The sequence below is a fragment of the Streptomyces sp. NPDC060184 genome, from assembly GCF_042728795.1.
Classification (GTDB): Bacteria; Actinomycetota; Actinomycetes; order Streptomycetales; family Streptomycetaceae; genus Streptomyces.
In genome coordinates, this window is sequence record NZ_JBHWYX010000087.1 from 1 (window position 1) to 11,882 (window position 11,882).

The 11,882-nt window shown below is 73.0% G+C and carries 12 protein-coding genes; 5 read left to right on the forward strand and 7 right to left on the reverse strand.

Annotation, left to right across the window (positions count from 1 at the left end; translation table 11 throughout):
• Positions 1–115 precede the first annotated feature (115 nt).
• Positions 116–1,348 (reverse strand): MFS transporter, encoded by a 1,233-nt coding sequence (locus tag ACFWEE_RS32265; RefSeq protein WP_386894747.1) that lies wholly within the window; start codon positions 1,346–1,348, stop codon positions 116–118.
• Positions 1,349–1,565: 217 nt separating this feature from the next.
• On the opposite strand from ACFWEE_RS32265, the gene ACFWEE_RS32270 reads away from it, so the two are divergent.
• The 3 genes from ACFWEE_RS32270 (at position 1,566) to ACFWEE_RS32280 (ending at position 4,133) form a co-directional block, all read left to right on the forward strand.
• Positions 1,566–2,243, forward strand: coding sequence for a DUF6758 family protein (locus ACFWEE_RS32270; RefSeq protein ID WP_386894749.1), 678 nt, complete (start codon positions 1,566–1,568; stop codon positions 2,241–2,243).
• A 117-nt stretch (positions 2,244–2,360) separates the two neighbouring features.
• Positions 2,361–3,227, forward strand: a complete 867-nt coding sequence (locus ACFWEE_RS32275) for a PHP domain-containing protein (protein ID WP_386894751.1) — start codon at positions 2,361–2,363, stop codon at positions 3,225–3,227.
• Between the two features lie 300 nt (positions 3,228–3,527).
• Positions 3,528–4,133 (forward strand): MarC family protein, encoded by a 606-nt coding sequence (locus ACFWEE_RS32280; protein WP_327177839.1) that lies wholly within the window; start codon positions 3,528–3,530, stop codon positions 4,131–4,133.
• Positions 4,134–4,239: 106 nt separating this feature from the next.
• On the opposite strand, the gene ACFWEE_RS32285 is transcribed toward ACFWEE_RS32280, so the two are convergent.
• A complete protein-coding gene (locus ACFWEE_RS32285) occupies positions 4,240–4,392 on the reverse strand; it encodes a hypothetical protein (protein WP_327177840.1) in 153 nt (50 codons plus the stop codon).
• 211 nt (positions 4,393–4,603) lie between these two features.
• Here ACFWEE_RS32285 and ACFWEE_RS32290 point away from each other — a divergent pair, with 211 nt between their 5' ends.
• Positions 4,604–5,512 carry an NYN domain-containing protein gene (locus ACFWEE_RS32290; protein ID WP_386894754.1) on the forward strand — a complete coding sequence of 303 codons (909 nt, stop codon included), beginning with the start codon at positions 4,604–4,606 and terminating at the stop codon, positions 5,510–5,512.
• Here ACFWEE_RS32290 and ACFWEE_RS32295 read toward each other — a convergent pair.
• Together ACFWEE_RS32295 and ACFWEE_RS32300 are read right to left on the reverse strand one after the other, a co-directional pair.
• Positions 5,509–6,435, reverse strand: a complete 927-nt coding sequence (locus ACFWEE_RS32295; protein ID WP_386894756.1) for an alpha/beta fold hydrolase — start codon at positions 6,433–6,435, stop codon at positions 5,509–5,511. The genes ACFWEE_RS32290 and ACFWEE_RS32295 overlap by 4 nt on opposite strands.
• A 204-nt stretch (positions 6,436–6,639) precedes the next feature.
• Positions 6,640–8,721: a DEAD/DEAH box helicase gene (locus tag ACFWEE_RS32300; RefSeq protein ID WP_386894758.1), complete on the reverse strand. Its 2,082-nt coding sequence runs from the start codon at positions 8,719–8,721 to the stop codon at positions 6,640–6,642.
• Between the two features lie 453 nt (positions 8,722–9,174).
• Here ACFWEE_RS32300 and ACFWEE_RS32305 point away from each other — a divergent pair, with 453 nt between their 5' ends.
• On the forward strand, positions 9,175–9,921 hold the full coding sequence (locus ACFWEE_RS32305; protein ID WP_386894760.1) for a ferritin-like fold-containing protein: 747 nt from the start codon (positions 9,175–9,177) through the stop codon (positions 9,919–9,921).
• A 68-nt stretch (positions 9,922–9,989) separates the two neighbouring features.
• Here ACFWEE_RS32305 and ACFWEE_RS32310 read toward each other — a convergent pair whose 3' ends face one another.
• The 3 genes from ACFWEE_RS32310 to ACFWEE_RS32320 form a co-directional block, all read right to left on the reverse strand.
• The gene (locus ACFWEE_RS32310) at positions 9,990–10,265 is read right to left on the reverse strand and encodes a hypothetical protein (RefSeq protein ID WP_386894761.1); all 276 of its coding nucleotides are present in this window, start codon (positions 10,263–10,265) and stop codon (positions 9,990–9,992) included.
• 308 nt (positions 10,266–10,573) lie between these two features.
• Positions 10,574–10,801, reverse strand: coding sequence for a DUF3107 domain-containing protein (locus tag ACFWEE_RS32315; protein ID WP_386894763.1), 228 nt, complete (start codon positions 10,799–10,801; stop codon positions 10,574–10,576).
• A 123-nt stretch (positions 10,802–10,924) separates the two neighbouring features.
• On the reverse strand, positions 10,925–11,560 hold the full coding sequence (locus ACFWEE_RS32320; RefSeq protein ID WP_327177847.1) for a TetR/AcrR family transcriptional regulator: 636 nt from the start codon (positions 11,558–11,560) through the stop codon (positions 10,925–10,927).
• Positions 11,561–11,882: the final 322 nt, after the last annotated feature.

The following is an 11,882-nucleotide window of genomic DNA, read 5'->3' on the forward strand; positions in this document are numbered from 1 at the left end:
CCCCGGTCCGGCCCGGGCGGCCCCCGTGGCTCCCCCCCTACCGGGGGTCCTCCCCCCCCCAGTTCGGGGGGGGGCCCCGCCGACCGGCGGGCCCCTCCTCGTACGTCCGGGGAAGTCAGTCGGCGAAGGCGGAGACGCCGTCCTCGGTGGCGTGCCGGGGCTGGACCTCCTCGGCCTCGTGGGTGAGCGCGGAGCGGCGCACCCGGACGATCAGCGCGCCGGCCACGGCCGCGACGGCGGCGACCACGAACGGGACGCGCGCATCGCTCCACTCCTCGATCTTCGGGGCGAGGTAGGGGGCGGCAGCCGCGGCGAACCAACGGACGAAGTTGTAGCCGGCGCTCGCCACCGGGCGGGGCGCGTCGGAGACGCCGAGGGCGAGCTCGGTGTAGACGGTGTTGTTCATGCCGATGAAGGCGCCCGAGACGATGGTGCAGACGATCGCGGTGACATGGTTCCCGTACCCGAGGACGAGCAGGTCGGCGGCGAAGAGCACGAGCGAGACGCCCAGCACCTTCAGCGAGCCGAAGCGCGCCTGGAGCCGGGGGGCGACGAAGACCGAGAAGACGGCGAGCAGCAGGCCCCAGGCGAAGAAGACCGCGCCGGACTTGTACGGGGTCATGTCCAGCACGAACGGGGTGAACGCGAGGATGGTGAAGAAGGCGTAGTTGTAGAAGAACGCCGAGCCCGCGACCGAGGCCAGGCCGCCGTGGCCGAGTGCCCTGACCGGGTCGAGCAGCGAGGTCTTCCTGGCCGGCTTCGGCTGTTCCCTGAGGAACGCGGCGATGCAGACGAACCCGATCGCCATCAAGGCGGCGGTGCCGAAGAACGGGTAACGCCAGCTGGCGTTGCCGAGCAGGGCCCCCACCAGCGGGCCGCACGCCATGCCGAGGCCGAGCGCCGCCTCGTACAGCAGGATCGCCGCCGCGCTGCCACCTGCGGCGGCGCCGACGATCACGGCCAGCGCGGTGGACACGAAGAGCGCGTTGCCGAGCCCCCAGCCGGCCCGGAAGCCGACCAGCTCGCCCACCGAGGAGGAGGTGCCGGAGAGCGCGGCGAACACCACGACCAGCGCCAGGCCGGTCAGCAGGGTCTTCTTCCCGCCGACGCGACTGGAGACGAAGCCGGTGACGAGCATCGCGAACGCGGTGATCAGGAAGTACGAGGTGAACAGCAGCGACACCTGGCTCGGCGTCGCGTCCAGCCCCTTGGCGATGGACGGCAGAATCGGGTCGACCAGGCCGATGCCCATGAACGCCACCACCGAGGCGCCGGCGGTCGCCCAGACCGCCTTGGGCTGGCGAAGGATGCTGGTGGCCCCTTCGTCGAACGGGTCCTCTCCCTGCATGGTGTTCCCACTCTCCTCATGGACGCGGTCCTGACGGCCGCGAGCCCGGACGCACGGCCCGGGGCGCACGGCCCGGGGCCAGATGCCTGTGCGGTACACAGAATAAGTTAGCTCCGCTAATAGATGCAAACTACATCTATCTTCGCTGGTGGGAGCCACGCTGCGGACGGGTGACCGTCCTTGACGTGGCGACGCGGGAGGGGGACCGTGGGTCGCTATGAGGGGCGAACCCAGTTGCCCGAAGTGCGGTGGCCGGGTCAGGGCGCCCGGTCTCTTCGCCGACTCCTGGCAGTGCCCCGCGCACGGTCCGGTCCATCCGATGCAACCGGTGGTCCCGCCCAGCGTCGAGGCCCTCGGAGTGGTGGTCCACCGCGCACAGGTGCCGGTGTGGATGCCGTGGCCGCTGCCGGTCGGCTGGCTGTTCACGGGCGTGGCACACGCGGGCGACGACCGCAGCGGCGGCCGAGCCACCGCGCTGGCCTGCTCGGGACCGGGACCGCTCGGCGGGATGGGCGAACTGCTGCTGGTCGCCGAGGAACTCGGCGTCGGGCTCGGCGCCCGCTACGCCGGAATCGAAGGACCCGACCCCGGCCCCCGGATGCGCGTCGACGGTCCCCCCGTGGCCAAGGTGCTCGCCGCCGGCCGCCCGACCCCGCTCTGGCAGGTGCACGGCGTCCCCGAGGACCGGGCCGTCTTCGCGGGCGAAGCGCGCGGGCTATGGCTCTGGGCGATCGTCTGGCCCCAGCAGTCGGCGCTGCTCATGTACGACGAACTGGTCCTCACCGACCTCCGCGACGCCGGTGCCGAGACGGACCTCGTGCCCTGCGGCGCCCTCACCCCGCGCCTGCTCGGCATGCCCGAGGGCCCGCCCCGGCAAGGCCCCGCACCGCGCTGAGGGCGGTGCGGCACCCGCTCGCGGGAGGGCGGCCCGGTGCGGCCGTCCGGGTGATGCCCGGGCGGTGGTTATCCTGGAGCGTCCCCACCGTCACCCGCGAGCACAGGAGTCACCGTCGTGCGTATCGACCTGCACACGCACTCCACCGCGTCCGACGGTACGGACACCCCGGCCCGGCTCGTCGCCAACGCGGCGGCGGCCGGACTCGACGTCGTCGCCCTCACCGACCACGACACCGTGCGGGGCCACACCGAGGCGCTGGCCGCCCTCCCCGAGGGCCTCACCCTCGTCACCGGCGCCGAACTCTCCTGCCGCCTCGACGGGGTGAGCCTGCACATGCTGGCGTACCTCTTCGACCCCGAGGAGCCCGCGTTCGCCCGCGAGCGCGAGCTGGTCCGGGACGACCGGGTGCCGCGCGCCCAGGCCATGGTGGGCAAGCTCCAGGCGCTCGGCGTGCCGGTGACCTGGGACCAGGTCGCCCGCATCGCCGGGGACGGATCGGTGGGCCGCCCGCACGTCGCCGCCGCCCTCGTCGAACTGGGCGTCGTCCCCACCGTCTCCGACGCGTTCACCCCCGAGTGGCTCGCCGACGGCGGCCGGGCGCACGCGGGCAAGCACGAACTCGACCCGTTCGAGGCCGTCCGGCTCGTCAAGGCGGCGGGCGGGGTCACCGTCTTCGCCCACCCGGCGGCCGTCAAGCGCGGCGCCGTCGTCCCCGAATCGGCCATCGCCCGGCTCGCCGCCGCGGGACTCGACGGCATCGAGGTCGACCACATGGACCACGACGCCGCCACCCGCGCCCGGCTGCGCGGCCTCGCCGCCGAACTGGGACTGCTCACCACCGGCTCCAGCGACTACCACGGCAGCCGCAAGACCGTCGCGCTCGGCGATTACACCACCGACCCCGAGATCTACGGCGAGATCACCCGGCGCGCCACGGGAGCCTTCCCGGTGCCGGGCGCCGGTGGAGCCCTCCGCCGCTGAGGGCCTTCGCCGACAGCCCGGTAGCCGACAGTCCGGCAGTCCGGAAGCCCGCAGTCGGCGCCCGGTGGCGGACGTCGGCAGCCGGACCTCCGGCCGTCGCAGCCGCACCCGGCAGCACCCCCCTGCGCAGCACCCCGTGCCGCACTCCCGTGCCGCACTTTGGTACCGCGCGCCCTCCGCACCTCTCCCGCGCCACCGCCGCACCCCGGCCCGTCCCGTTCCCCCCGCTCCGGAGGGCCGGGGCCGCCCGCGCGCGGTCGCCCCCCGACCGTCTCGTTCTCTTCTCCCGCAAGGCTCACCGTGTTCGACGTCGCTGTCTTTGGTTCCCTCTTCCTCACCCTCTTCGTGATCATGGACCCGCCGGGGATCACGCCGATCTTCCTCGCCCTCACCGCGGGCCGCCCCGCGAAGACCCAGCGCAGGATGGCGCTCCAGGCGGTCGCCGTCGCGTTCGGGGTGATCGCCGTCTTCGGTGTCCTCGGCCAGCAGATCCTGGACTACCTGCACGTCTCCGTACCGGCGCTGATGATCTCCGGCGGCCTGCTCCTGCTGCTCATCGCGCTGGACCTGCTCACCGGCAAGACGGACGAGCCGACGCAGACGAAGGACGTCAACGTGGCGCTCGTACCCCTCGGCATGCCCCTGCTCGCCGGACCCGGCGCGATCGTCTCGGTGATCCTGGCCGTGCAGCACGCGCACACCGTGAGCAGCCAGATCTCGGTCTGGGCGGCGATCGTCGCCATGCACGTGGTGCTCTGGCTGACCATGCGCTACTCGCTGCTGATCATCCGGGTCATCAAGGACGGCGGCGTGGTGCTGGTGACCCGGCTCGCCGGAATGATGCTCTCCGCCATCGCCGTGCAGCAGATCATCAACGGCGTCACCCAGGTCATCCAGAACAGCTGACCCGGCCCCGGCCGCCCGGGACCCGGCCCCGGACGCACTGCGCCCCCGTACGGAGATCCGTACGGGGGCGACTCGTCATCTCATCAAGGCGTACTGCCGGAAGGTGTTACGAGGCCGGGCTTTCAGCCGGCCGAATGTAGATGCGCTGGCCCATTGCCGCGGCCTGCTGCACGATCCGGTTGACGGAGGCGGCGTCTACGACGGTGCTGTCCACGGCGGTACCGTCGACATCGTCGAGTCGCATGATCTCGAAGCGCACAGGGCTTCCCTTCGTCCGATCCTCCTGCTGGAGAACTACTGGTCGGACGGGGATTCCCGTCCGCAAGGATAAGGAAGCGAGGCCGCACGGTCCCGCTCCCTACGAGGGGTACAACGGCACACCCCCCGGAAAACATTCCCTACGCTAAGGAAATTTTTTGGATGTCTAAGTACCCGCAGGTAGTCGCCCCGACACGGACGTCGAGTCGCCCATGACCGAAGCCGGTTTCCCCACCACCCCGGACGACATCCGCGACCGCCTGGACCTGACGAACCAACTCCTCCAGCGCGTCCTTTCCGAGGTCTCGAAGACCCCCTCCACCCACGCGATCTTCGTCGACGCAGGCTACGTCTACGCCGCCGCCGGACTCCTCGTCACCGGTACCGAGGACCGCCGCTCCTTCGACCTCGACTCCGGAGGGCTGATCGAGGCGTTCATCGAACAGGCCCGCACGATCTTCGCGGACAGCCGGCTGCTCCGCGTCTACTGGTACGACGGCGCCCGGCGCCGCATCCACACCACCGAGCAGCAGTCCATCGCCGAACTGCCCGACGTCAAGGTGCGCCTCGGCAACCTCAACGCCAACAACCAGCAGAAGGGTGTCGACTCCCTCATCCGCACCGACCTCGAATCGCTCGCCCGCCACCGCGCCATCAGCGACGCCGCGCTCGTCGGCGGCGACGAGGACCTCGTCTCGGCCGTGGAAGCCGCGCAGGGCTACGGCGCCCGCGTCCACCTCTGGGGCATCGAGGCGGGCGAAGGCCGCAACCAGGCCGAGCCGCTGCTCTGGGAGGTCGACAGTCAGCGCACCTTCGACCTGGACTTCTGCCGCCCCTACGTCACCCGCCGCCCGGTCACCACGTACGAGGACGAGGGCCCGGCGCCCTCCCGCGAGGACGTCCGCTTCGTCGGGGCGCAGGTCGCCGCCGCCTGGCTCGCCGCCAAGGGCCGGGAGTCCCTGGCCGACCTGATGCCGGGCCACCCGTACCTGCCGGGCTCCGTCGACCAGGACCTCCTGGTGGAGGCGGAACGCCTGCTCCAGCACTCCCTGCGCGGGCACGCCCCGCTGCGCCGGGCGCTGCGGGACGGCTTCTGGCAGCACCTCCAGGCGCAGTTCTAGGCCGTGTGCCGGCAGTCCCGCCCGTCCTGCGACGCCCGGGACGCGCCCGGCCCCGCAGACTTCGGAGAAGGTCGGAGGCTCTCCCAGAACGCCACCAGCGCCGCCGCCGTCTCCTCGGGGCGCGCGGTGTTGGGGGAGTGCTCCGCGCCCGCGACCGTGGTGCGGAGGGCGCCCAGCCGACCGGCCATCGCGGTGAGCAGCCCGACCGGCCAGACGTCGTCGCGCTCCCCGGAGACGACGTGGACGGGCAGGCCGGTCGCGGCCAGCTCGTCCACCCGGTCCGGTTCCACGGACAACTGGCGTCCGGTGGCGATCAGCTGGGCGGGATCGTTCCTCAGCCACCGGCGGCGCAGATCCTCGCCGCCGCCGGTGGCCGCGTCCTCCGGCGGGTCCAACGCCCGCATCGCGTCCCACACCTGATCCATCGTCAACGCGGCCAGCGCGTCGCCGAGCAGCTTCACCTTGTCCCGCTGCCCTGCGGAGACCTCGGCCGGCCCGGACGACATCAGCGTCAGCGAGCGGAAGGGCGCGGCGTCCAGGAGCACGGCCGCACGGGCGATCTGGCCGCCCAGCGAATGGCCGAGCAGGTGCGTCGGCGTGCCGTCACCGGCGTCCAGCGCCATCGCCTGCGCGAGGACGTCCCGCGCCAACTCGCCCTGCGCGTAATCCTCCTGACGGCCCGTACCCCGGCTCTCGTACTGCCCCCTGCCGTCCACGGCGACGGCACGGAACCCGGCGGCGGTCAGCGGTTCGAGGAGGGCGACGAAGTCCTCCTTGCTCCCGGTGTAGCCGGGGAGCAGCAGGACCGTGCCGCGCGGGTCGGTACGCGGTACGGCGTCCAGTGCGGCGAAGTCGCCGCGCGGGGTGCGCAGCGCGCGGGCACGGGCACAGGGGGGCGGGGTGAAGGTCGGCGGCCGGCTCATGGGACGAGGTTAGGCCGTGTGGCGAAAGCCCCGCCCGTCGGGCGGGCGCGCACCGGGGCGGTCGCGTGCCGGGCTGGGTTGTGCCGGGCGGGGGTGTGCCGGGCGGCGCCCCGGACGGCGGGGCGCGCACCGGAAACGCCGGACGGCCCCGTCCCCGGTGTTCGGGGAGCGGGGCCGTCCGGCGTTCACCTGCTGCCGGGAGCGTCAGCTCTCGGTCGACGCGGCCTCGGCGGTCGCCGGGCGGGTACGCCGACGGCGGGTCCGGGCCGGAGCCTCGGCCGCCTCGCTCGCCACGGCCTCCGCCTCGGCGACCACCGCGGTCTCCGGCTTGGCGACCGTACGGCGACGGCGCTTCGGCTTCTCCTCCGCGGCGTCGGCGGCCGGCGCGGCCACGGCCGCCTCGGGCTCGGCCCGCACGACCGTCTTCGGCGCGGCGGCCTTGCGGGTACGGGGCTTCGCCTCGGCCTTCGCCTCCGTGGCCGGCTTCGCGGCCGTGCGGGGACGGCGGCGCGCGCGGCTCTCGGACTCGGGTTCCGAGGGCGGGGCGATCTGGAAGTCGACCTCGTCCTCGACGGGCTTCACGACCCGGGGGCGGCGGCGCGGCTTCGTCTCCGCCTTGACCTCCGCGGCGGGCTCGGTGAAGCCCACGGCGACGGCCACCGTCTGGAACTCCGGCTCGGCCGGAGCGGCGGCACGGGTGCGGCGGCGACGGACCGGCTTGGTGGCCTCGACGGCCACGGGGGCCTCCACGACGGTCTCGGGCGCCGTCGCGACCGGCGCGGGCGCCTCGGCCACCGCGACGGCTGCCGCCTCGGCGGCGACGGCCTCCGCGACACCGACCCGGCCACGACGACGGCGGCGCGGGGTGCGCGGCTCCGTCGCCTCGGCGGCCTGGCCGCTCTCCGGGGCGACCACGGCCTCGGCGGCGGGCGCGGGCACCGTGGCGGCGCCCTCCTGCTGGCCGGCTCCGCCACGGGTGCGGCGGCGCTGACGCGGGGTGCGCGCGGGGCGCTCCTCGCGGGCCTCACGGGCGGGACCCGAGGACGCGGGAGCCTTGCGGCCCCGGCCACCGGTCTCGCCGAGGTCTTCGAGCTCCTCCGCGCGCAGGCCCGCCCGGGTCCGCTCGGCCCGCGGCAGTATGCCCTTGGTGCCCTCGGGGATGCCGAGGTCCGAGAACAGGTGCGGCGACGTGGAGTACGTCTCCTGCGGGTCCGGGAACTTCAGGTCCAGCGCCTTGTTGATCAGCTGCCAGCGCGGGATGTCGTCCCAGTCCACCAGCGTGACGGCGGTGCCCTTGGCGCCCGCGCGGCCGGTGCGGCCGATGCGGTGCAGGTAGGTCTTCTCGTCCTCGGGGGACTGGTAGTTGATGACGTGGGTCACACCCTCGACATCGATACCGCGCGCCGCGACGTCGGTGCAGACGAGGACGTCGACCTTGCCGTTGCGGAACGCGCGCAGCGCCTGCTCACGGGCGCCCTGGCCGAGGTCGCCGTGGACCGCGCCGGAGGCGAAACCGCGCTTCTCCAGCTGCTCCGCGATGTCGGCCGCGGTGCGCTTGGTGCGGCAGAAGATCATCGCCAGTCCCCGGCCTTCGGCCTGGAGGATGCGCGAGACCATCTCGGGCTTGTCCATGTTGTGCGCCCGGTACACGAACTGGGTCGTGTTCTTGACCGTCGAGCCCTCGTCGTCGGGCGACGTGGCGTTGATGTGCGTGGGCTGCGACATGTACCGGCGGGCGAGGCTGATCACGGCGCCGGGCATCGTCGCCGAGAAGAGCATCGTCTGGCGCTTCGGCGGCAGCATCGTGATGATGCGCTCGACGTCGGGCAGGAAGCCCAGGTCCAGCATCTCGTCGGCCTCGTCGAGGACGAGCGCGCGGATGTGGGACAGGTCCAGCTTGCGCTGGCCCGCCAGGTCGAGCAGCCGGCCGGGGGTGCCGACGACCACGTCGACGCCCTTCTTGAGGGCCTCGACCTGGGGCTCGTACGCCCGGCCGCCGTAGATGGCCTGGACGCGGACGTTACGGACCTTGCCGGCGGTGAGGAGGTCGTTGGTGACCTGCTGGCAGAGCTCGCGGGTGGGGACGACGACCAGCGCCTGCGGCGCGTCCGTCAGCTTCTCGGGCGCGGCCCGGCCCGCCTCGACGTCGGCGGGGACGGTGACGCGCTCCAGCAGCGGCAGGCCGAAGCCCAGCGTCTTGCCGGTGCCGGTCTTCGCCTGGCCGATGACGTCGCTGCCGGAGAGCGCGACGGGGAGCGTCATCTCCTGGATCGGGAAGGGGGACATGATGCCGACGGCTTCGAGGGCCTCGGCCGTCTCGGGGAGAATCCCGAGGTCGCGGAAGGTAGTCAGGGTGCTGCCTCTTCTGTGAGACGCGGACCGAGGCGAACGCTGGGGGTCGTACCGTGCCGGGGTTGGTCATCCGGCCCTGGGGGAGGGCGCGGGTGGCGCGGGACCACTGCCGTCGCTCGAGCGCTCGTGCCGCTGAGGGGGCCCCTCATCTGCGGTCGTACGGTGTGTACGACCCGCGTGGAGGGCTGTCGGGTCGGAGCCGATCGGGCCACCGACCGGGCATCCTCATTCAGGGTCGCGCCCCTGGCATACGAAAATGCTCAGTAGGCGCAATACCACTGTACCCCGGATTCGCGCATGTGTGTTGGGCGAATTCATCGGAACGGTGTGATCTCGGTCGTGGACCAGGCCCTTACCACCTGGGCCGTGCGGGCTATTGTGCGCTCCATGGAGACGCCTGACAACGCCGCTCGCACGCCCGACGAAGCCCCCGCACCCACCGGCACCGCCGCCGGAAGCTGGTCCACGGCATCGGTCGACCCGCAGTACCGCGCCGCCGTGGTGGACCTGCTGGGCGCCCTCGCGTACGGGGAACTGGCCGCTTTCGAGCGGCTCGCCGAGGACGCCAAACTCGCGCCGACCCTCGGCGACAAGGCGGAACTGGCGAAGATGGCCTCCGCGGAATTCCATCATTTCGAGCAGCTCACCGACCGGCTCTCGACGATCGGTGAGGACCCGACCGGGGCCATGGAACCGTTCGCCAAGGCGCTCGACGACTTCCACCGCCAGACCGCCCCCTCCGACTGGCTGGAGGGCCTGGTCAAGGCGTACGTCGGCGACTCGATCGCCAGCGACTTCTACCGCGAGGTCGCCATCCGGCTCGACTCGGACACCCGGGACCTGGTGCTCGCCGTCCTGGACGACACCGGCCACGGGAACTTCGCGGTGGAGAAGGTACGGGCCGCGATCGAGGCCGACCCCCGCGTCGGCGGCCGGCTCGCCCTCTGGGCCCGGCGGCTGATGGGCGAGGCGCTCTCGCAGGCCCAGCGGGTGGTCGCCGACCGCGACGCGCTCTCCACGATGCTGGTGGGCGGCGTGGCGGACGGCTTCGACCTCGCCGAGGTCGGCCGGATGTTCTCCCGGATCACCGAGGCGCACACCAAGCGGATGGCCGCCCTGGGCCTCGCGGCGTAAGGCGTGGGGTGGAAGTGGCGCCGTCCGCCCGGAGGGCACCCCCTGGTGCCCGGCCTGTCCGGCAGCCTTCAGCGCGCGGTCGCCGAGCCGGTGATCCGGCCCCGGCGGCCCGGCCGGATCAGCAGCGACAGCGTCACCGCTCCGACCACCAGCGCACCGGCCACCGTGGCCGCGGCGTGTCCGGAGTAGAGCACACCGTCCGTCAGATACGCCCCGAACAGGGCTCCCAGGGCGCCGGTGGGGTACACCGCACGGGCCGACGGGAGCCGGCCGGGCAGGACGCGGAGGGCGGCCCAGGACAGGGCGAGACCGACCACGACGGAGCCGAAGGATTCCCAGATCACGGAGCATCACCTCGCGGAGGTTCGTCGGTACGTCCCCGCAGGTGCGGGGGTCGGGGAGGGCTCTGCGGCCCCGGGGCTCCCGTCAGGACGATCCGAGCGGAAGACCTTCCGCCGTCCTACCCGTGACCTGCGTCACGCAACCCTTCCGCGGCCCGGGGAAACCTTTCGGCGGAGCGCCGCCCTCCGCCGGAACGGCGCTCGGGTCGGGCGCTCGGACCGGCGCTCGCGTCGAGGTGCTTCCGGAACGCGCGGAGCGGCCCGGCGGGAGATCCCGCCGGGCCGCTCCGTCGTGCCGCGCGTGGTGCCGCTTACAGCGCGCCGAACCCGACACGCCGGGCCGCCGGCTCGCCGATCTCGACGTACGCGATCCGGTCGGCCGGCACGAGGACCTTGCGGCCCTTGTCGTCCGTGAGGCTGAGCAGCTGCGCCTTGCCGCCGAGCGCCTCGGTGACCGCGCTCTCGACGTCCTCGGCGGAAAGCCCGCTCTCCAGAACGATCTCGCGGGGCGTGTGCTGCACCCCGATCTTGACCTCCACGGCTATGTCCCTCCGACGGTCAGTCCCTGCGCGGTAGCCGCGCCGTACGCAGCCACATTAGCCCGGTGGGCCGAGCGCTCAGGGCCCGACCGGCCACGCCCGCAGCGAACACGCCGGGTGCCGCTATTCGGCCCCGTGCAGCGGGAAGCCCGCGATGCCGCGCCAGGCGAGCGAGGTGAGCAGCTGCACCGCCGTGTCGCGCGGGATGCCGGAGGGGCTGGAGAGCCAGTAGCGGGCCACCACCTGCGCGACCCCGCCCAGCCCGACGGCCAGCAGCATCGATTCGTCTTTGGACTGGCCGGTGTCGCCCGCGATGACGTCCGAGATCGCCTCGGCGCACTGGAGGGACACCCGGTCCACCCGCTCGCGCACCGCGGGCTCGTTGGTCAGGTCCGACTCGAAGACCAGGCGGAAGGCGCCGCCCTCGTCCTCCACGTACGCGAAATAGGCGTCCATGGTGGCCTCGACGCGCTGCTTGTTCTCCGTCGTCGACGCGAGGGCGGTGCGCACCGCCTGGAGCAGCGACTCGCAGTGCTGGTCGAGGAGGGCCAGGTAGAGCTCCAGCTTCCCGGGGAAGTGCTGGTAGAGGACGGGCTTGCTGACACCGGCCCGCTCGGCGATGTCGTCCATCGCGGCGGCGTGGTACCCCTGTGCGACGAAGACCTCCTGGGCGGCGCCCAGAAGCTGGTTGCGTCGGGCGCGGCGGGGCAGGCGAGTGCCCCGCGGGCGCGCTGCCTCTGTCTGCTCGATGGCGCTCACGCCGCCTCCCAAATGTGTGTTCCGATACGGTGTCCACTGCTGACCGCGCCGCATGGCCATCGTACTTTTGGGTAACCCGGGTGCGCGCGGCGCGGACGCAGAATTTCACGGACCGGACAACTCCGGTAGCCATGGACCGGGGCCGTCGCCCCGTCCCGGCCCGGACGAAGCGGTCCTGACATGCACGTTTCGTCGCTAATCATCCAGGGCGGGGCGACTTTCGGTCATTTCCCCGCCCTCCCGGCGGACCATCGGGTCCACCGGCGGGGCCCGGCCCCGGGGGGGGGCGGGGGGGCCGGGGGGGGGGCGCCGCCGGGGTGGG